Genomic DNA, 19,770 nt, shown 5'->3' with positions numbered 1-19,770 from the left:
GGTTGGCGAGGACGGCCCCGGGTCATCCGCCGGACAACAACAGTCCCATCCGGACCAACGAGGACAAGCTGTTGGCCTTCATCTTGGTCATCACCTTGGCGCGGAAAATTTCGACCGTTCGGGGGCTGATTTCCAGGCCCAGGGCGATCTCCTTGTTCGATCGTCCCTCAACCAGGGCGTCGAACACCTGACGCTCGCGGGGCGTCAGCTGATCCAGCCTTTCGGATGCGGCCTTGCGGGCCTCGGCCTCGTTCCGGCGGCCAGCCAGCAGCCCGAGGCAACCCTGCACCGTTTCGATCAGGCGGTGCGGATCGAACGGCTTTTCGATGAAGTCGACAACGCCCGCCTTCATCATCTGAACCGCCAGCGGCACCTCGGCATGGCCGGTGATGACGATGACGGGCCAGGCGTGACCCTTGAGTTCGGCGAGGCGGCGTACGACGTCCGATCCGTCCATGCCGGGCATGCGCACATCGGTGATGACGCAGGCCGACTCCGCCTGCGGCAAGCGTTCGAAGAAGTCAGATCCGCTTGTGAAACCGCGCGCCGTGACCCCTTGGGCCCGCAGCAGCGCCAGCAGGGAATCGCGGACTGCTCCATCGTCGTCGATGACGAAGACCGAAGCGTCCATCACGCGTCCTCCAGTTCACGCTCGCGCAGCAGGCTGAAGGAAAACGCCGCGCCGCCCATCTCGCTCCGCTCGACGCCCAGCGCGCCTCCGTGGCTCTCGACGATGGTGCGGGTGACCGACAGGCCAAGCCCCATGCCGGCGCTCTTGGTGGTCATCAGCGGCCGGAAGATGGTGTCGAGCGCATCCGCGTCGATGCCGCGACCGCTGTCCTCGACCCTCATCTCATAGTGTTCGTCGGAGGTGGCCCGCCCCACGATCCGTACACGGCGGTCCTCCTGTCCCTCCAGCGCCTCGACGGCGTTGCGGATCAGATTGATCATGGCCTGCTGGAACTGGATCCGCTCGGCGCGCACGCGGTCATTGAGATCGTCGATGCGGTATTCGATCACCACGCAGCCGTTGCGTTCGATCATGCCCAGAACACCGTGCATGTCCGCGATCATCGGCGCCACGCGCTCGATTCCCAGGCTGCGGGTTTCGTGGGCCAGCAACTCGCGCATGCGACGGATGATTCCGCCCGCGCGCAGGAGCTGCCCCTTGGCCAGTTCGATCGTTTGACTCAGGGGCTGCCCCATAAGGCCGGCCTTGTCGGCGGCGGTCTGACTGGCATGGAGATAGTTGGTGGCCGCCGTCAGCGGCTGGTTCAACTCGTGGGCGAGGGCCGCGGCCATCTCGCCGAGAGAGTTCAGTCGCCAGACCCGATTGAGCTGGGCATGCAGGTCGCGCGCGCGCGCGTCGGCGGCGTGCGCCTGGGTCAGGTCTGTCAGGCTGAGCGTGACGTGCGGTCCGTCCGGATCGTCGGCCATCACGCCGACCTGGATGCTGAGAGGGTAGGTCTGCCCGTCCGGCTTCCGGCCGGTCCATGTCGTCTCTCCGGCGTCGTCGGAGCCGACGGCATCGACGGTGAAGGTTTCCACGAACTCCGAGAAAGGCCGGCCTACGGCCGCGTCCGCCGCGACGCCCAGCACCGCGCAGGCCGGGGGTGTAAGGAACTGGATCGTGCCGGCCCGGTCCAGGGTGACAACGGGCGCGGAGGCCAGGATGGCGTCCAGCATCCGGTTACGCCGCGCAAGCCGCCGGGAAAGGTCGCTCGCCCGTGACTGCATCGTCCGCACGCGCCAGCACATCTCCGCGATGAGCCAGCAAACACCGACGAACAGCAGGGCGTTGACCATGATGTCGGTCAGGCCCTCGCGTTGAACCTGCACGACGTTGGCGGCGATGGCGAGCGCGATGGCCAGCAGGGTCGGGCCGCGCCATCCCGTGACGATGGCCGTGACCATCACCGCCGGCACCATCGGCAGGTAATAGAACTGTCCGAACCTTTCGAGCAGGATCCTGAACGCCAGCGAAACCGCGACCGCCACGACCGCGATCAGATAGTTTCGGGCGGCTCGCTTGATCTCACGCCACGGCAAAGATTTCGCTGTCGTTGAACTGACCATGGACAGACGTGGGGGCCGGAAACAATTGATAATTCATCGTTCCATGAATCGAATCATGGCTAACGAAACCCTGATATAGGGAAATCTAACTAGGTTATACTACCTACTTCGCGGCTTACGTCTCATTTGCTCCCGCCCTCCAAGGTGCATGAAGGGGGAGCAAGATCATGATAGACGTGCTCAGCGTTCTGGTAGTGGACGACTCGCCGGCGATACGGGCGATACTCGGAGCGATTCTTCAGGCGGCCGGGCACGATGTCGCCTTTGCCGAGTGCGTCGATGTCGGTCTCGACCTCTGCAGGCTGCACCGCCCGGACGTCGTCCTGACCGATTACACAATGCCGGAAAAGACGGGCCGCGACCTGGTGTTGAGCCTGCGGGCAGATGGTTTTCAGCGCCCGATCTTCGTCGTCTCAAGCGAACACGATCCGGAAATCCGTGCGGCTATGTCCGCCGCCGGCGCGAACCTCTGGCTGCCGAAACCGGTCTGCGCCGCGACGCTACTTGCAGCCCTGGACGAGGTTGCCCGGACAGGCGCGAAGCCGACTCGCTGTGACCTGCCGCGCGTGCAGGCGCAACTCGTCCGGTTCGGGTGAGCCTCGATACGTAATCCTACGTAACGCGCGATTCATCAATAATACCGGCGGCTTGCGAATGATGATCGGGCAACTTGAGAGCCCTTTATGACCTGCCAAACGCCTTCCTTCACCCAACTGCTTTCCGTTTCCGGCGCCCTGGCGGCCATGATCGGATCGCTCCACGCCATCCCCGCAAACGCCCAGGAATTCAGTGGCCAGATCGGCGTTGCGACGCAGTACGTCGGCAAGGGCGTGGGCAAGAGCGCCGAGGACCCCAGCGTCTTCGGCTCGGCAGAGGTTTCATCGGGCGCCTTCTACGCCAGCGTGTTCGCCTCCACCGCCGAGCTGTCGCAAGGTTCGGACGCCGAGATCATCAGCGCCATCGGCTACCGGCCAGAGGTCGCCGGGTTCGATCTGGACCTGTCCGTCATCAACCGCGACCTGCCCGGCACCCGGGCCGGGGTCGACGGCAACTACATGGAATATCAGGCCGATGTCTCGCGAAAGCTTGGACCGGTCAGCACACGTCTGCGCTTCAACTACACGCCTGACGGTTTCGCCGCGACGGAAGAGGCCTGGTGGATCGAGGCCCAGGGCGCCGTGGCCCTGGCCGCAGGCGCCAAGGCCTCGGCGGCGATCGCCAACCGCACTGCGGATGGCGGCGCCGAGTACGTCGCCTGGAATGTCGGGGTGAAGCACAAGCTGACCGATCGCGTGGCGCTGGACGTCCGTTGGTTCGACACCGACGGCCACAGCTACGGCGAGGCCTACGAAGGCCGCCTGGTCGGCGCCCTGTCGCTTTCATTCTGATCTCCGGCGTTCGCCGCTTTCGCGTCAACGATCCCAAAGGAATCCCTGTCGTGCTGCTCACAAACATGCCTATCGGCCGCAAGCTGGCCATCGCCTTCGCCGCGGTCTTGCTGGCCATCGCCGCCATGGGCGCGGTCGTCTTCATGAACCTTCGGGCGCTTGATCAAGCCGGCCAGGCCCGCAGCCTCGCCAACAGTCACGTGCGCACCCTCGCGACCGTCGAGCTGAAGCTGGCCCGTCAGGAGAACAGCTACCGCGGCTTCCTCGTTTCCAATGACCCCTACTATCTGGAACGGCTGGACGCCCACCGGAACGACTTCCTCAAGGCTCTCGCCGAACTCAAGGAGGGCGCCGGGCCCGAGGTCCTGGCGGACATCGGCAAGATCGAGACGGCCGCGGCCGCATGGCGCAAGAATGTCGTCGAGGCCGGCGCGGCGCTGGCCGCCAATCCGGCCACGAGGGCCGAAGCCGTCGCCATGATCGGGCGTCAGGGATCGGCGGACGCCTACATCGGCGCCGTCGAGGAGTCGCTCGATGCGCTCAAGGCTCTCAAGATGGAGCGGCTGGACGTGTTGCGCGAGGCCCAGGCCAGCACTGCGACGACCGCGCTGATCGCCTTGTTCGCCGGTCTCGGCGCAGCCCTGCTGATCTCCCTGGGCGCCGGCTGGGTTCTGACCCGCGGCATCGGCGGCCCGGTCGCCAACATGATCGCCCACATGCGCAAGCTGGTCGGCGGCGATACGGATTTCGAGGTGCCAGCTGTCGCCCGCAAGGATGAGTTCGGCGAAATGGGCCGGTCGGTCGTCGCCTTCCGTGACGCGGCCATCGAAAAGGTCCGCCTCGAGGCCGAGGCCGTCGCACAGCGCGAAGCCGCGGAAACCGAACGCGCCCGCAACCAGGCCGCTGCCGATGCGGCGGCCCGGGAACAGGCCCTGGTCGTGGAAGCCCTGGCCGAGGGTCTGGATCACCTCACCCGCGGCGACCTGACCTACAGCCTGACCCAGTCCTTCCCGTCCGACTATGCGAAGCTGCAGGTCGACTTCAACGCGGCCATCGGCCAGCTGAAAGAAGCCATGGGCGTGGTTTCGACCAACGTCTCGGCCATCCGGTCCGGCGCCGGCGAAATCAGTCAGGCCGCCGACGATCTGTCGCGCCGCACCGAGCAGCAGGCCGCCAGCCTCGAGGAAACCGCGGCGGCGCTGGACGAGATCACCGCCACTGTGAACCGCACCGCCTCGGCCTCCCGTCAGGCCTCTGAGACGGTCAAGGCGGCCAAGGGCGACGCCGAGACCAGCGGCATCGTCGTCCGCGACGCCGTCGCGGCCATGGGCGCGATCGAAAAATCGGCCCAGGAGATCAGCCAGATCATCGGCGTGATCGACGAGATCGCCTTCCAGACCAACCTGCTGGCGCTGAACGCCGGAGTCGAGGCCGCGCGCGCCGGCGACGCCGGCCGAGGCTTCGCGGTCGTCGCCTCCGAAGTCCGCGCCCTGGCGCAACGCTCGGCGGAAGCGGCGAAAGAGATCAAGGTGCTGATCTCGGCCTCGACCACCCAGGTCAACTCGGGCGTCAGCCTGGTCGGCCAGACGGGCGATGCTCTGGATCGCATCGTCGGACGCGTGGCTGAGATCGACGGTCTGGTGTCCGAGATCGCCGCCTCGGCCCAGGAACAGGCCACCGGCCTTCAGCAGGTCAACACCGCCGTCAACCAGATGGATCAGGTGACCCAGCAGAACGCCGCCATGGTCGAGGAATCCACCGCCGCCAGCCACGCGCTGTCGCAGGAAGCCGAAACCCTGGCCGCCTCCGTATCCCGGTTCGAGATCGGTGCGGTCGCCAGACCTGTGCGCACGGCGCCTGTTTCCGCTAATCGCCCGGTCGCGGTCCTCAAGACCGTCGGGCGGGGCGGCGCGGCCCTGAAGCCCGCCTTCGTCGGCGCTGAGGAAGGCTGGGAAGAGTTCTGATGACCGCCACCCTGACGCTGCCGTCGGTCCTCGACATTCAGGCGGCCGAGCCCCTGCGCGCGCAGTTGCTGGCCATCCGGGGACAGGACGTCGTCCTCGACGCCTCGAATGTCGAACGGCTGGGCGCCCTGTGCCTTCAGGTCCTGATCTCGGCCCAGCAGAGCTGGGCGCGTGAGGGGCGGACCGTCGCGATCGAGCAGGCGTCGGAGTCCTTCGCCAACCAATGGAACATGTTCGGTGCAACGCCAACGACGGCAGGGCCGGGAGAAACCGCGTGATCAAGACCGTGCTCACAGTCGACGATTCCCGCACCATGCGCGAGATGCTGCAGCTCGCCCTGGTCGAGGCCGGCTATCGGGTGATCCAGGCCGTCGATGGAATCGATGGTCTGGAAACACTCAGCGCCGAAGGGGCGGATGTCGTCATCACCGACATCAACATGCCCCGTCTTGACGGCTTCGGCTTCATAGAAGGCGTCCGGGCCGATCCCGCCCATCGCGGCACGCCGGTGCTGGTGCTGACGACGGAGAGCGACGCCGCCAAGAAGCAGCGCGCCCGCGACGCCGGCGCCACGGGCTGGATCGTCAAGCCGTTCGACCCGGTCAAGCTGATCGACGCCGTCCGCCGGGTGGCCGCCTGACCATGACCGCCGATCCCTTTGAAGCCATCAAGGCCGTCTTCTTCCAGGAATGCGACGAGCTGCTTGGCGACCTGGAAACAGGCCTGCTCGCGATCGAGTCCGGCGCGGCCGATGACGAGACCGTCAACGCGGTCTTCCGCGCCGTCCACTCGGTAAAGGGGGGCGCCGGCGCCTTCGGTCTGGACGAGCTGGTGCGCTTCGCCCACGTCTTCGAAACCCTGCTGGACGAGATCCGCGCCGGCCGCAAACCCTGCGACGACCCGACGGTGAAGACGTTGCTGCGCGCCGCCGATGTCCTGTCGGATCATGTGGCCGCCGCCCGGGGGCAGGGGGCGCCGGTGGACCCGCAGCGCTCCGCGACCCTCGTGGCTGAACTTGAAGCCCGGACGCACGGTGAGGCGTCGATCCCGCCTCCCGCGGAGCCCGCTCCCGCCGAGCGGGAAACGGCCGACGTCGACGAGTTCGACTTCCGCCCGGTCGTCTTCGACCTGGCGGCGCTGGGCCAGCCCGCGGCGGCCCCGTCGCAAGGCCGCTGGCGTATCGTGTTGCGTCCCCATGCAGCCATGTACGCCAAGGCCAATGAGACCGGTCTGCTGCTGCGGGAACTCTCGCAGCTGGGTCCGATCACGGTGACGCTCGATCATTCGACTCTGCCGGACCTCGCCGCGCTGACGGCCGAGGATGCGTATCTGGCGTGGACGATCGACATCGATACGGACGCCGGCGAGGCCGCGATCCGCGAGGTGTTCGACTTCGTCGAGGCCGACTGCGACCTCTCCGTCCAGCCGCTGGATCAGGAGGCCGAACAGTCCGTGGCAACCGATGCGCCTGCGACTGACGATTTCGATATCGCCGCCTTGCTGGCCAAGGCTTCCGCCGAAGTTGTGCCACCAGCGTCGACGCCGGAACCCGCCGTCGCGGCGCCCGTCGAGGCTCCTGCAGCAGCCGCCCCTTCGCCGGCCGCGCCCGCCGCCGCGGCTCAGCCCGCGCCCGCCGTGACCATCCGCGTGGATCTCGATCGCGTCGACCGGTTGATCAACGTCGTCGGCGAACTGGTCATCCAGCAGGCCATGCTGGCCCAGCGCGTGGTCGAAAGCGGCCTGGCCCGCTCGTCGGGCATTTCGGTCGGGCTCGAGGACCTCGAACTGCTGACGCGCGAGATCCAGGACAGCGTCATGGCGATCCGCGCCCAGCCGGTGAAGTCGGTCTTCCAGCGCATGCCGCGGCTCGTTCGCGAGGTCGGCGAGATGACCGGCAAACGTGTGCGTCTGGTCACCGCCGGCGAGGACACCGAAGTCGACAAGACGGTGGTCGAACGCCTCGCCGAACCGATCACCCACATGCTGCGCAACGCCATCGATCACGGGCTTGAGAGCCCTGACGACCGCATCGCCGCCGGCAAGCCTGCCGAGGGCACGGTGCGGCTGGTCGCCCTGCACCGTTCGGGCCGCATCGTGATCGAGATCAGCGACGACGGACGCGGCATCAACCGCGAACGGGTCAAGGGCATCGCGACCTCGAAGGGGCTGATCGCCGAGGATGTCGTGCTGTCCGACGAGGAGATCGACAACCTGATCTTCCTGCCGGGCTTCTCGACGGCCGAGACCATCTCCGACGTTTCGGGACGGGGCGTCGGCATGGACGTCGTGCGCCGCTCGATCCAGGCGCTCGGCGGCCGTATCAGCATCGCCTCGAACCCCGGCAAGGGCTCTACCTTCACCCTCAGCCTGCCGCTGACGCTGGCGGTGCTGGACGGGATGGTGGTCACCGCCGCCGACCAGACCCTCGTCGCGCCCCTCACCACCATCGTGGAAAGCCTGACGCCCCGCGCGCAGGACGTGCACCACGTCGGCGGCCATGACGCGGTGATCCGGTTCCGCGACGAGTTCGTGCCCCTGATCGACGTGGCCCTGACCATGGGCTTCCGCGACGCCCCGGTCCCGTCGTCCGGCGGGGTGGCGGTGGTCATCGAGACCGAGGCGGGCCTGCGCGCGGCCCTGTTGTTCGACGCCATCCAGGGTCAGCGGCAGGTCGTCATCAAGAGCCTTGAGACCAACTACCAGCAGGTCGAGGGCGTCGCCGCCGCGACCATCCTGGGCGACGGCCGGGTCGCCCTGATCCTCGACGTCGACGCCATCGTCGGCAACGCCCGCCGCAAGGCGCGCCCTGAATTCAAACTCGCGAGCTGATCATGTCCGATAACCTGAGCGCCTCCGCCTCGCGCGAACTCATCGCCTTCCGCATCGGCGAGCAGGAGTTCTGCGTGGATATCATGTCGGTCCGCGAAATCCGCGGATGGACCCCGGCCACGCCCCTGCCCCGCGCGCCCGGCTTCATGAAGGGCGTCATCAACCTGCGCGGCGCCGTGCTGCCGATCATCGATCTGGGCGCCCGGCTGGGCCTGCGCACCGCAGAGCCCACGGCCCGGCACGTGATCATGGTGGCGCACATCGGCGGCCGCACGGTCGGCCTGCTGGTCGACGCCGTCTCCGACATCATCCAGCTGACGGACGAACTGGTCCAGGCCACACCGGACGTGGCCAGCGATCAGGTGAAGACGTTCGTCAAGGGCATCTTCGCCGTCGAGGGCCGGATGGTCAGCCTGCTCGAGCTGGAGTGGATCCTGCCCGAGACCGAAGCCGAGGCCGCATGACCCCCGCCGCCGGCCGCGCGTCCCTGGTCGAAGGCGAATTCGTCTTCACCGCCGAGGACTTCCGCCAGATCGCTGAAATCCTGCACGGCCACGCCGGCATCGCCCTGAACGAGAGCAAGGCCGCCCTGGTCTATTCGCGACTGGCCAAGCGTCTGCGCGTCCTCGGTCTGCGCAGCTTCCGCGACTATTGCGCCCTCGTTCAGGGCGTCGATGGCGTGGACGAGCGGCAGGCTATGACCGCGGCCCTGACGACCAATGTCACGCGGTTCTTCCGCGAGTCGCACCATTTCGACCATCTGCGTGACGTGGTCATGCCCGGCCTCGCCGAGCGCGCCCGCAGCGGCGGGCGGGTGCGGCTGTGGTCCGCGGCCTGCTCGAACGGGCAGGAGCCCTATTCGATGGCCATGACGGTCCTGTCCGTCCTGCCCGAGGCGGCCGATCTGGACGTACGCATCCTGGCCACCGACATCGATCCCCACATGGTCGCGGAAGGTCGCGCCGGCCTCTATTCCGAGGAGGCGCTGGAGCCCGCCCCGCCCCTGCTGTGCCACCGCTGGTTCGACAAGGCGCCGGGCCACGGGCCGAACATGCTGTCGGCCAATGCGACCCTGCGTCGGCTGGTGTCATTCAAGGAACTGAACCTGATCGGCGACTGGCCGATGCGCGGCAAGTTCGACGTCATCTTCTGCCGCAACGTCGTGATCTATTTCGACGACGCGACCCAGGAACGGGTGTGGGGGCGGTTCCTGCCTCTGATGACGCCGGATGCGACCCTGTTCATCGGTCATTCCGAGCGCGTCACCGGCGCGGCCGCCAAGCGCCTCAACACCACCGGTCTGACGACCTACCGGATGACCGCATGACCGTCTCCGTCCTGGTCGTCGACGACTCTCCCACCATGCGCGGCCTGATCACCGCCGCCCTTCGACGCGACCCCGAGATCGAAGTGGTCGGCTCGGCGGCGGATCCGCTGGAAGCGCGCGAGGCCATCAAGCGTCTGAACCCCGACGTCATCACCCTCGACGTCGAGATGCCCAATATGAATGGCCTCGAATTCCTTCAGAAGATCATGCGGCTGCGCCCGATGCCGGTGGTGATGGTCTCGACCCTGACGCAGGCCGGTGCGGAGATCACCCTGGCCGCGCTGGAGCTCGGCGCCGTCGACGCGGTCGGAAAGCCGGGAGCCGGGACGACCGTGCAGGAGGCGTTCGCCGATCTCGCCGCCAAGGTGAAGGTGGCCGCCCGCTCGCGGGTCAGGGCCGGTTCGGGCGCGGGCATGGACGCCCGGCCTGCCGCTGGAAACTGGAGCATCGCCGCCGACCACGTGCTGGCCATCGGCGCCTCGACCGGCGGTGTCGAAGCCCTGTTGACCATCATCTCGGCGTTTCCGGCGAACTGCCCGGCCACGGTGATCACCCAGCATATGCCGGCGACCTTCACCAGCAGCTTCGCCAACCGCCTCGACAAGGCCTCGGCCGCGACCGTGCGGGAAGCGTCAGACGGGGCTGTGCTGGAGCAGGGCTGCGTCTATCTGGCGCCGGGCGGCGAAGCCCATCTCGAAATCGGTGGCGTTACGCCGCGGTGCCGGCTGGTCCGCTCCGACACCGTCAGCGGCCATCGCCCTTCGGTGGACGTCCTGTTCCGCTCTGTCGCGCGACTGCGTCGCCCGATGACCGGCGTCATCCTGACCGGCATGGGCCGCGACGGCGCGGCGGGTCTGCTCGAGATGAGGCAGGCCGGCGCCAGCACCCTCGGCCAGGACGAGACCAGCAGCGTCGTCTACGGCATGCCCCGCGCCGCTTTCGAAACGGGCGCCGTCCAGCGCCAGTTGCCGCTCGGCCGCATGGCGGCCGCCATCCTTGAACTCTGCGGCGACCCTTCTGCTGTCGCCCGTCCCGTCGCCTGAGGTCCAGTCATGCCCGCCGCTTCCGCCATTCACACGCTCATTGTCGACGATCAGGCCTCCATGCGCGCCCTGATCCGCACGAGCATGCAGGCCCTCGGGTTCCGGGAGTTCCGCGAGGCCGGCGACGGCGAGGCGGGCCTGCGTGAGATGATCAGCCGGCCCGCACACCTGATCATTTCGGACTTCAACATGCCCAATCTGGACGGGCTTGGTCTGCTGCGCGCCGTCCGCGCCCATCCGCCCACGGCGGGCGCGGCCTTCATCATGCTGACGGGCCGGGCCGACCGCGAACTGGTCCAGCGCGCCGTCCAGTTCGGGGTCAACAACTATCTGGTCAAGCCGTTCACCGTCGTCCAGCTCAAGGACAAGGTCGAGGGCGTCTTCGGTCCGCTGACATGACCGCCGCCGCGACTCTCGACACCGTCCGCCGGATCCACGTCGGTCAGGGCGAGCATTTCGTCACCGACGATCCGGGCGTGATGCTGACCACCATTCTGGGCAGCTGCGTCGCCATGTGCCTGCGCGATTCCGGCGCCCGGATCGGCGGGATGAACCACTTTCTGCTGCCGGAAGGGGCCGGCTCGGGCGCTGACGCGGGGCGGCGTTACGGCGCCTATGCCATGGAAGTCCTGATCAACGACTGCCTCAAGAGGGGCGCGCGCCGCGACCGGCTCGAGGCCAAACTGTTCGGCGGCGGGCGGATGTTCGACTCCCTCAGGGACGTCGGCCTGGCCAATGCCGATTTCGCCGAGCGCTTCCTGCGTGACGAGGGCATCGCCCTGGTCGGCGGAAGCCTGCGGGGATCCGGCGGGCGTCGCGTCCAGTACTGGCCCGCTACGGGGCGGGCGCTGCAGCGGGCCGTCACCGATCGCGCGGCGCCAGAGGCCGTGCGCGTTCCGCAGACCGCCGTCGAGGCCGGCGCCCTGGAGCTGTTCTGATGTCCGCCACCTCGTCCTGCGCCCTGTTCTCCGCGCTCTCCGCCGAACTTTCCGCGATGATGCAGACGGTCGATGGCCTCTCCGGAATGGCGGCGGACCATGTCCGCCAGAGCCAGGGCGGCGCGCGCGATCGCGCCCTGGTTGACGCCCAGTCGATCGACGATCTGAGCCAGCGCTTGAGTGCGCTGAGCGAAGTGGCCGCCGCCGTGGCGCGGGGAGAAGATGTCGCCGCCGCGATCGGCGGCGTCCGTCTGGCCGATCTGCAATCCCGTCTGCGAGGCGTCGTCCTCGCCTCCGCCCCCATCGCGGCGCCCCGGCCGACGGCGGGCGATCTGCTGCTGTTCGAGTAGCGCAATGAGCCAGTTCATCCCGAACGGAAACCGCGTCAACCTGGAGCAGGCCACGGTCCTGTTCATCGACGACAATCCGCAGGCCCTGGATATCCTCAGCTCCGTCATTCAGGGCTTCGGCGTCCGCGAGCAGATCCGCTGCGAATCCGCCATCGCCGCGACCGAAGTGCTGAAGCGTCGGCAGGTGGACCTGATCCTGGTCGACTGCGCCATGCCGGAGATGGACGGGTGCGACTTCGTGCGCTGGCTGCGGCGGGAAACGCCGAAGCCCACCTGCCTGACGCCGGTCATCATGCTGACCGGACACGCTTCCTCGTCCCACGTGCGCAAGAGCCGCGACTGCGGGGCCAGTTTCGTGGTCACCAAGCCGCTGACCCCCCGGGTTCTGCTTCAGCGGATACTGTGGCTGGCGGGCGACGAGCGCGAGTTCGTCCAGAGCGAAACCTACGTCGGCCCTGATCGTCGGGTGAGGAATTTCGGCCCTCCGTTGGGCATGACGGGACGCCGCGAGGGCGATCTCTCGGCCCATCTCGGAGCGGCGGTAGAGAGCAACATGGACCAGTCCGACATCGATTCCCTGATCAAGCCGCGCCGGATAGCCCTGTGACCGAGGCCAGAACCTTCAAATACAGGACCAACCTCGCCCGCAAGATGTCGGCGCCCGGCGGCCGCTCGGTCGCGGACGCCGTCGCCCGGGCGGACACCGGACTGGAGCAGCATCGCGCCGCCGCCATGGCCGCGCTGGTCGATCGGGTCGCCGCTCTTGAGGCGGCCTGCGCGGCGCAAGGTCCGGGCAGCGAGCGCGGCGTCTACGACCAGGCGGCGGCGCTGCTGGACATGGCGGGCTTCTTCGACACCGGGCCCCTCTATGCGGCGGCGTTCAGCCTGTGCGAGCTGTCCGACCGCATGATCGAGACCGGCGCCTGGACCTGGCCGTCAGTGGCCGTCCATGTTCGCGCTCTCCGGCTCATTCTCGCTGACGATTGCCGGGAAACGGAACAGGCCGCCCTGATCCTGGAAGGCCTGTCGACCATCCTCCGCCGGTTCTGATCCTCAGGCGTCCGGCAGGGCGTCGATATAGGCCTGATGCCGGGGCGAGACAGGATCTCCTTCCGCGATCGCCCAGACTGCGGCCTGGATGTCCACAGCACCCGTCTGCGGTATGCGCTTGCCTTCCAGCTGCTTGAACAGGGCGTCGAAAGCCGGGTTCTGCAGCACCGGGCCCAGCTGATAGCCGGCCGATGGATTGCTGCCGCTTCGGCCGTCGTTCGCGCACATGGCGAAGACCGGGATATTGATGGTCTGGCCCGGACGCACCTCGACGATGAAACGCTGGAGGATGATGCCGTTCTGGGTGGAGAGGTTGTCCGAGATGAAGATCAGGCCCGCCGGAATCTCGACGTGGATCGGCAGTCTGTAGGGCGCGCCGTTGCGCTGGCCGGTGTGCCGAAGGCTGATGCAGAGCTGCACCAGATCGCCCGAGCCGACGGGCTCCTCGGCCGGTTCGCAGAGCTCCGGCGTGAAGACCGAATAGCCGGTAATCGGCCGCGCGAGCACGATGCCGTCCGGCAACGTCCAGGCCCCGACGGGACGTTCCTCGGAGTCGCCGATGCCGGCCATGCTGGTGGTCGTCGTCTGGGCCCAGGCCGACGGCGCCGTGACGAGCGCGAGGGCGAACAGGGTCAGGGAGATGAGGCGTTCCATGGTCGACCTCCTACTGGATCTGCGCGGCGCGGCTGAGCAGATCGTCCCAGTCCACCAGGTTCATGGCTCCGATGACGCGTCCCAGCGGGTCGTGCGGATGCATCCGTCCGCGCGAGATGTCGCTGGCGGCCCGGCCGTTGCGGTCGTGCTGGACGAACACGGCCCGAAGGTCGGTGGCCGGACGGCGGTCCGCGTAGAGTCCGTCGTTCAGCATGGCTACGGCCTCGGCGCCCTGCCCCAACTCCATGACGGCGTCGCGTTGGGTGTTGAGCCACAGGCGGCCATCCGACCGCGCACAATCGACGCCGCCGCCCGTGCGCCGCGACGGCCCGGCGCAGTTGATGAAGGCCGGGTTCAGGTGAATGCGCAGGGTGGGACCCGAATAGCTGGACTTGATCGTTCCGTCGGGCATGCGTTCGGTGACGCCGGCCCAGGGCGCGATGACATCGAGCTCCAGCGCGATCTCGCCGCGCATGACGCCGTCGCCGCGTCCGCCGTGGGCCTCGCCGTAGCCCGCGACCGTCAACAGCGGCTCGAGGCTTGCGCCGTGCAGATTGCGCAGGGGCGTCGAGGCCAGCAGCTGTTCGGTGATGAACTGCATCCGCCGTTCGAACAGGGCGTCCTCGGCCGCTGTCGCGGCGCTGCGGGCGATCTGGGCCGCGTGCGGGCCGGGCGAGACGTAGCCGCGCTGCTCCTGACCGGGATAGGCCGGATTGAGCTCCGTCGGGGACAATGACGGTGCGCGCCAGTATTCGATCAGATAGCGGTCGTAGTCCTTTTCCCCGTCCGCGCGCACCGGGCTGTCCCAGCCAGCGTTGGGGAACAGCGGCGCCTTGAACCGGCGGTGGCCGGGCATGTTGTCCTGAAGGACCACCTGGCCCTCGCGCGGATAGACGCCGGCGCTCAGCTCGACCGCTCCGGCCGGGACCGGGGTGGTGATGGGATATTCGCGCATCTGGGCGGCGGCGGGCGTGGCGACGGCGAGCGAAAGGCCGAGGGCGGCGAAGGCGGGGGCGAAACGGATCATGGCGTCGAAATCCTCAGTCGGCGCGGGGGGCGGACGGGCCGTTGGCCTGGGTCACCAGGGTCTTCCAGTCGGTCAGCCAGACGGCGGCGATGGCGCGGGCATGATGATCGTCGGGACCGACCGCCGCGGCTGCGCCGATCCAAAGCGGCGCCTCGACGGTCAGGATCTGGATGTCCGTCGGCCGGGCGGCGTCATAGAGTTCCGGGTTGGGGATCAGGGGCCCTTCGCCGCTTCGGTACTCGCTGACCCAGAGCGGGGCGGCCAGAGAGTCGACCAACGCGACGTGGGTCATGGTCTGCAGGCCTCGGTAACGGCCGGTCGGCGCGCTCAGCTCGGCGAAGCAGTTCGAACATATGTCGAGCGACATCCAGTCATACGACGTCCAGCGCCAGCGACCGCCTGGCAGTTGCTCGGGCCGCATGGTTTCAGGTCCCAACCCGAAGGTCAGTTTGAAGCCCCACACCTCGGTCCCGGACCGATCCCTGTCGCGGTGATACTCGATGCGGACGCGCGTCATGACATCCGCCGACCGCTGGATGAAGGGGTGGGCCTTCACGGCGTCGCGCAGGCGTTCGGCCTGGGCGTCCAGCACGCGTTTCACCGCCGGCGGGGGCGTGAGGGGCGTGTTCTGGCGAATCTCGAAATCGGTCTCGCCCAGTCGTTCGACATGGCCCGGTCGGTCCTTGGCGTTTGGCCACTCTTCCCAGAACCTGACGACGTAGTGCCACTCGACGGCGAACTCCCCGCCGTGTTCGCCGGTCGTGACCGGGCTGCTGCGCCCGGCGCCGACCGGCAGGAAGTCCTGCAGGCTGAAGGCCAGCATCTGCGAATTCATGGCGTCGCTGCGGCTCAGCGAACCCGCCGGGACGAGCTGGTAGCGTGGCGTGCCGTCCTCGACCGTCAGAAGCGGCGTCACGCGGCTGAGGTCGCGGCTCGGCGCCGGCGCGGCCTGCGGACGGGGGGCATACGGATCCTGCGCCTGCGCAAGCGCGTCCGCGCCCGAGGCAAGCAGGAGGGCGAGGGCCGCGGCGCCGGCCGCCTGGCGGGATGTGCTGTTTCGCATGTGCAAATGATGTCCGGCGCACGTGCGCCCGGGCAATCGATCTGCGACGAAATTTCGATAAAGTTGCTATTCGAAACTCTCTCCAGGACTGGAGGTCGAACGAACGCGGGAGCGCTGACGGTCGGGTTCACCGGGTCCAAACGCCTCAGAAATCTGGAGCAGCTCCGCATCGTCGGGTTTCTCCTGCCCTGCGGAGGATGACGGCGGTGGTCTCCGGACGTCCTTGGCGCGGGCCCGGTACAAGGCGGCGCGGTTCCGCGCCGACAGGCGGGAGAGTGCGGCGGCTATTTACTTCAGGCCGTCCTCGGCCAACGTATGTGCGACGATAGCGTTGGCGTGTCCGTGTCCGAAACCGTGATCGTTCTTGAGCATCGTTACGAGCTCCATGTGCGCCGCCGGATAACGTCTTCGGACCAGATCTTTCCAATCAGAGATTGGACGTCCGTACGTCTTCTCGATTGAGGGGAAATAGGACGCTGGTCCCTTTATCGGTTCGCTCATGCCTCATCCTCGTTCGCTGGTTCCGTAGCAACGGTTGAACACGCACGGCTGCAACGCGGAGAGGCTTCCATCGTCAACTCTGGTACGGCGCCTGGCCAGTTCTCTTTCATCCGCATTGCGGTAGGGATCGCAAGAACTGGCGAGATGCCGAGGGCGATCTGGACGCCGCTCCGAGTAAAAGCCTAGTGGTGCTAGGGCTCGGCCGGCTCGGGCGCATCCGGCGAGGGCGCCGTCGGGGCCGGAGGCGGCGCGTCCGGTGTCGGCGACTGCGGCGCAGCCATCTTGTCACAGCAGGACTTGTCGGAGTCTGCCGCCATGTCCTTGCAGCATTCGCAGGCCTCGGCGGCCACGGCCGCGCCAGCGCTCAGCGTGATGATCGCGCCGGCGGCAGCCAGCAGGGTGGAAACTTTCATCGGCGTTCTCCTAGTGAACCACGAAGCTGGCAGGCCGCCAGGCCGAGCGCGGCGAACACGTGGACCAATCTGCTCATCATGGATGCCTTCCTCAGAACCAGGCCTTGAGCCCGACGACGAAGCGGGTGTCGTCAGCGTCGCCGCCTCGGGCTTCGATGTAGTCGGCGGTGTCGCCGAACGAACGGCTCCACTCGACGCCGACGTAGGGGGCGAACTCCTTGCGGAATTCGTAGCGGAGCCGCAGGCCGGCCTCGACCGAGGTCAGGCCCGAGCCGATCTCCAGTTCCGGAATGTCGCTGTCCGAGGCGTCGATTTCGAGGCGCGGCTGGAGGATCAGGCGCTGGGTGATGCGCTGGTCGTATTCGGCCTCGGCGCGCGCGGTCAGGTCGCCCTCCGTCGACAGGAAGGCGGCGGCGTCGATTTCCCACCAGTAGGGCGCAAGGCCCTGCAGGCCGAGAACCAGATGGGTCGTGTCCTCGCCGTCGGGGCGGACGTCCTGGCGTACACCGGCCTGCACGTCCCAGAAGGGCAGGACGGCGCGGCTGTAGAGCGCCTGGAGTTCGGCTTCTTCCAGACCGTCGTCGAAGTCGCCCTCGCCCTCGGACTTCCACCAGAAGCGATTGATGTCGCCGCCGCTCCAGCCCTGAACGTCCCAGAGCCAGGTCTCCTCACCGTCGCCGAACCCGGCTTCGAGGCGGTCGATGACAACGGCCGTAGTGCGTACGTCGCCGTTCTCGCGGACGAGGGTCCGGCGAGAGGCAGCCATTGCTTCGGCTCCGAAGACCAGGTCGGCGGCGTGCGTCGGGCCGCTCAGAGCGGCGGTCGGGAGCGGGTCCTCCGGCGGACGGCCGGGATTGTCGGCGCTTGTCGGAATGTCGGGCGGTCCCATGCTCATGGTCGACATATCATGCCCGGCGTGGGGATCGGCTTGAGCGGGCGCCATGGTGGACATGTCATGGCCGGCGTGTGGATCAGGCTGGGCGGGCGCCGGGGTGGACGCCGGGGTGGACGCCGGGGCGGACATGTCGTGGCCCGCATGGGGATCGACCGTCGCGGGCTGAGTGGGCATCTGATGGCCTGCGTGAGGATCGGTCGCGGGCGGGGTCTGCGCAGGTGGCGTGACATGCCCCGCGTGCGGGTCCTGCGTTGTCGGCCGGACAGGTGTCTGAGGCGTGGCGGCTGGAGCGGGCGCGGGTCGCGTTGCCGGCGGCATGACATGACCAGCGTGCGGGTCCTGGGCATGGGCGCTGAAAGCGCTGGCGGCAAGGATGAGCGGAGCGATGGCGATGGCGAGACGGGTCATCGGGCGGCTCCGTCCATGGGCCGCACCGTCACGACGTTGAACATCCCGGCGTGCATGTGCATCAGCATGTGGCAGTGGAAGGCCCAGTCGCCGGGGGCGTCAGCGGTCAGGTCGAAAGTCACTTTGCCGCCGGGCGCGACGTTGACCGTGTGTTTCAACGGCTGATGCCCGGCGGGTCCGCCCGTCACCAGTTCGAAGAAATGGCCATGCAGGTGGATGGGGTGGGCCATCATGGTGTCGTTGACCAAGGTGACGCGTACCCGCTCATTGCGCTCAAAGCGGATCGGCTCGACCAGCTCGCTGAACTTGCGGCCGTCGAAGCCCCACATGAACCGCTCCATGTTGCCGGTCAGGTGGATTTCCATCGTCCGCGACGGCGGCCGCTGGTCCTTGTTGGGCTGGAGCGACACCAGATCGGTGTAGACGAGGACCCGGTGATCGACGCTCGTGAGACCGATCGGACGCTCGCCGAGGCGGTTAGCGGGGTCCATGGCGACGGCATCGACGCCGACGCCGACCGCCATGTCCGGCGGGGCGTTCTCGGGGTCGCGCATGTTCATGCCGGCCATGGACATCCCCGCTATGTCGTCCGCCGGCGCCGCCCCTTGGGCGGGGGCTCCGTGGTCCATGCCGACCATCGCGCCGTGATCCATGCCGGCCATACCGGCCATTTTCCCGTGATCCATCCCGCCCATGCCCATGTCGCGCATGGTGAGGTTCGGGACCTCACGCAGCGCCGGGACCTCGGCGGTCATGCCCAGGCGGGGCGCCAGGGTCGCCCGGCCCATGCCGGAGCGGTCCATGGCCTCGGACACGATGGTGTAGGCGCGATCCTCGATCGGCCGGACGATGACGTCGTAGGTCTCGGCGACGGAGATCTGGAACTCGTCGGTCTCGACAGGCCGTACGTTCTCACCGTCCGCCTGGACCACCGTCATCGGCAGTCCGGGGATGCGGATGTTGAAGATCGACATGGCCGACGCGTTGATGATGCGCAGCCGCACCCGCTCGCCGGGCCGGAATAGCCCGGTCCAGTTCTCCTCGGGGCCGTGGCCGTTGATCAGATAGGTGTAGGTCGAACCGTTGACGTCGAGGATGTCGCGCGGGTCCATCCGCATCTGACCCCACATGCGCCGCTCCTCCAGGCCCATGCGGTCGCGGCCGTCCATCAGGCCAGCCAGGGTGGTGCGCTGCTGATTGAAGTAGCCGGGGCTCTTCTTCAGCTTCGACAGGATTTCGTGCGGGTGCATGAAGCTCCAGTCCGACAGGACCAGCACATGCTCGCGGTCGTAGGCGACCGGGTCGGCGCCGGCCGGGTCGATGACGATCGGACCGTAGTGGCCCATCGCCTCCTGAAGGTTGGAGTGGCTGTGGTACCAGAAGGTGCCCGACTGCTTGATCGGGAACTCGTAGACGAAGGTCTCGCGGGCCTTGATGCCGGGGAAGCTGATGCCCGGCACGCCGTCCATCTGGAACGGCACCAGCAAGCCGTGCCAGTGGATCGAGGTGTCCTCGTCCAGGCTGTTTGTGACGGACAGGCGGACATTCTGGCCTTCCCGCAGGCGCAGCAGCGGAGCCGGCAGGACTCCGTTGATCGTGACCGCATGGCCGGTGCGTCCGCCCACGATGAAGGGCGAGTGGCCCACGGTCAGGTCAATGTTCGGCCCCGTCAGCGTCGGCAGGTCCGAACGGAGGCCCCCCGATCCTGTCTGCGCCCATGCGGGCAGCAGGCCTTGCAGTCCCAGCAGCCAACCGCCGGCGGCGGCGCCACGGAGAAGCATTCGGCGATCGAGGCGCATGGTCGACATCAGCGAGGAGTTCCTTGGCCGGCAATTCAGCCGTTC

Annotated in this window: 23 protein-coding genes; 14 read left to right on the top strand and 9 right to left on the bottom strand. The window is 67.7% G+C overall.

Annotated elements, in window-relative coordinates:
* Positions 1 to 22: 22 nt before the first annotated feature.
* Together ASD25_RS16350 and ASD25_RS16345 are read right to left on the bottom strand one after the other, a co-directional pair.
* Positions 23 to 631: a response regulator transcription factor gene (locus ASD25_RS16350; RefSeq protein WP_056618920.1), complete on the bottom strand. Its 609-nt coding sequence runs from the start codon at positions 629 to 631 to the stop codon at positions 23 to 25.
* Positions 631 to 2,049 (bottom strand): sensor histidine kinase, encoded by a 1,419-nt coding sequence (locus ASD25_RS16345; RefSeq protein ID WP_056618916.1) that lies wholly within the window; start codon positions 2,047 to 2,049, stop codon positions 631 to 633. Before ASD25_RS16345 ends, ASD25_RS16350 begins: the two co-directional genes overlap by 1 nt.
* Positions 2,050 to 2,243: 194 nt before the next feature.
* On the opposite strand from ASD25_RS16345, the gene ASD25_RS16340 reads away from it, so the two are divergent.
* From ASD25_RS16340 to ASD25_RS16275, 14 genes are all read left to right on the top strand, one after another.
* Positions 2,244 to 2,672: a PleD family two-component system response regulator gene (locus ASD25_RS16340; RefSeq protein ID WP_056618913.1), complete on the top strand. Its 429-nt coding sequence runs from the start codon at positions 2,244 to 2,246 to the stop codon at positions 2,670 to 2,672.
* A gap of 87 nt (positions 2,673 to 2,759) precedes the next feature.
* On the top strand, positions 2,760 to 3,464 hold the full coding sequence (locus tag ASD25_RS16335; protein ID WP_056618910.1) for a TorF family putative porin: 705 nt from the start codon (positions 2,760 to 2,762) through the stop codon (positions 3,462 to 3,464).
* Between the two features lie 50 nt (positions 3,465 to 3,514).
* Positions 3,515 to 5,428: a methyl-accepting chemotaxis protein gene (locus tag ASD25_RS16330; RefSeq protein ID WP_369816600.1), complete on the top strand. Its 1,914-nt coding sequence runs from the start codon at positions 3,515 to 3,517 to the stop codon at positions 5,426 to 5,428.
* Positions 5,428 to 5,706, top strand: coding sequence for an STAS domain-containing protein (locus ASD25_RS16325; protein ID WP_056618906.1), 279 nt, complete (start codon positions 5,428 to 5,430; stop codon positions 5,704 to 5,706). Before ASD25_RS16330 ends, ASD25_RS16325 begins: the two co-directional genes overlap by 1 nt.
* Entirely contained in the window at positions 5,703 to 6,068 is a 366-nt protein-coding gene (locus tag ASD25_RS16320) for a response regulator (RefSeq protein WP_056618903.1), read from the top strand. Before ASD25_RS16325 ends, ASD25_RS16320 begins: the two co-directional genes overlap by 4 nt.
* A gap of 2 nt (positions 6,069 to 6,070) precedes the next feature.
* Positions 6,071 to 8,257, top strand: coding sequence for a chemotaxis protein CheA (locus ASD25_RS16315; protein WP_056618899.1), 2,187 nt, complete (start codon positions 6,071 to 6,073; stop codon positions 8,255 to 8,257).
* A gap of 2 nt (positions 8,258 to 8,259) precedes the next feature.
* Positions 8,260 to 8,721 (top strand): chemotaxis protein CheW, encoded by a 462-nt coding sequence (locus tag ASD25_RS16310; RefSeq protein WP_056618896.1) that lies wholly within the window; start codon positions 8,260 to 8,262, stop codon positions 8,719 to 8,721.
* Positions 8,718 to 9,584, top strand: a complete 867-nt coding sequence (locus ASD25_RS16305) for a protein-glutamate O-methyltransferase CheR (protein ID WP_056618893.1) — start codon at positions 8,718 to 8,720, stop codon at positions 9,582 to 9,584. Before ASD25_RS16310 ends, ASD25_RS16305 begins: the two co-directional genes overlap by 4 nt.
* A complete protein-coding gene (locus ASD25_RS16300) occupies positions 9,581 to 10,627 on the top strand; it encodes a chemotaxis response regulator protein-glutamate methylesterase (RefSeq protein ID WP_056618890.1) in 1,047 nt (348 codons plus the stop codon). Before ASD25_RS16305 ends, ASD25_RS16300 begins: the two co-directional genes overlap by 4 nt.
* Positions 10,628 to 10,636: 9 nt before the next feature.
* Positions 10,637 to 11,026 carry a response regulator gene (locus ASD25_RS16295; protein ID WP_056618889.1) on the top strand — a complete coding sequence of 130 codons (390 nt, stop codon included), beginning with the start codon at positions 10,637 to 10,639 and terminating at the stop codon, positions 11,024 to 11,026.
* Complete coding sequence (locus tag ASD25_RS16290; RefSeq protein ID WP_056618888.1) at positions 11,023 to 11,565, top strand: chemotaxis protein CheD; 543 nt, start codon at positions 11,023 to 11,025, stop codon at positions 11,563 to 11,565. The genes ASD25_RS16295 and ASD25_RS16290 overlap by 4 nt, the downstream gene beginning before the upstream one ends.
* The gene (locus tag ASD25_RS16285) at positions 11,565 to 11,915 is read left to right on the top strand and encodes a hypothetical protein (protein ID WP_056618885.1); all 351 of its coding nucleotides are present in this window, start codon (positions 11,565 to 11,567) and stop codon (positions 11,913 to 11,915) included. The genes ASD25_RS16290 and ASD25_RS16285 overlap by 1 nt, the downstream gene beginning before the upstream one ends.
* A gap of 4 nt (positions 11,916 to 11,919) precedes the next feature.
* Entirely contained in the window at positions 11,920 to 12,522 is a 603-nt protein-coding gene (locus ASD25_RS16280) for a response regulator (protein ID WP_056618884.1), read from the top strand.
* Positions 12,519 to 12,965 (top strand): hypothetical protein, encoded by a 447-nt coding sequence (locus ASD25_RS16275; protein ID WP_056618881.1) that lies wholly within the window; start codon positions 12,519 to 12,521, stop codon positions 12,963 to 12,965. The genes ASD25_RS16280 and ASD25_RS16275 overlap by 4 nt, the downstream gene beginning before the upstream one ends.
* Positions 12,966 to 12,968: 3 nt before the next feature.
* On the opposite strand, the gene ASD25_RS16270 is transcribed toward ASD25_RS16275, so the two are convergent.
* The 7 genes from ASD25_RS16270 to ASD25_RS16240 form a co-directional block, all read right to left on the bottom strand.
* Positions 12,969 to 13,619: a hypothetical protein gene (locus tag ASD25_RS16270; protein WP_056618879.1), complete on the bottom strand. Its 651-nt coding sequence runs from the start codon at positions 13,617 to 13,619 to the stop codon at positions 12,969 to 12,971.
* 10 nt (positions 13,620 to 13,629) lie between these two features.
* The gene (locus ASD25_RS16265) at positions 13,630 to 14,646 is read right to left on the bottom strand and encodes a hypothetical protein (protein ID WP_056618877.1); all 1,017 of its coding nucleotides are present in this window, start codon (positions 14,644 to 14,646) and stop codon (positions 13,630 to 13,632) included.
* Between the two features lie 13 nt (positions 14,647 to 14,659).
* Entirely contained in the window at positions 14,660 to 15,709 is a 1,050-nt protein-coding gene (locus tag ASD25_RS16260) for a hypothetical protein (RefSeq protein WP_056618874.1), read from the bottom strand.
* 288 nt (positions 15,710 to 15,997) lie between these two features.
* Positions 15,998 to 16,210 carry a DUF4287 domain-containing protein gene (locus ASD25_RS16255; RefSeq protein ID WP_056618872.1) on the bottom strand — a complete coding sequence of 71 codons (213 nt, stop codon included), beginning with the start codon at positions 16,208 to 16,210 and terminating at the stop codon, positions 15,998 to 16,000.
* A 191-nt stretch (positions 16,211 to 16,401) separates the two neighbouring features.
* Complete coding sequence (locus tag ASD25_RS16250; RefSeq protein ID WP_056618869.1) at positions 16,402 to 16,623, bottom strand: hypothetical protein; 222 nt, start codon at positions 16,621 to 16,623, stop codon at positions 16,402 to 16,404.
* Between the two features lie 91 nt (positions 16,624 to 16,714).
* Positions 16,715 to 17,926, bottom strand: coding sequence for a copper resistance protein B (locus ASD25_RS16245; protein WP_056618867.1), 1,212 nt, complete (start codon positions 17,924 to 17,926; stop codon positions 16,715 to 16,717).
* Positions 17,923 to 19,734: a copper resistance system multicopper oxidase gene (locus ASD25_RS16240; protein WP_082572467.1), complete on the bottom strand. Its 1,812-nt coding sequence runs from the start codon at positions 19,732 to 19,734 to the stop codon at positions 17,923 to 17,925. The genes ASD25_RS16245 and ASD25_RS16240 overlap by 4 nt, the downstream gene beginning before the upstream one ends.
* Positions 19,735 to 19,770 lie beyond the last annotated feature (36 nt).

The organism is Brevundimonas sp. Root1423 (assembly GCF_001426805.1).
This window is presented reverse-complemented; position numbering and strand designations above follow the sequence as displayed.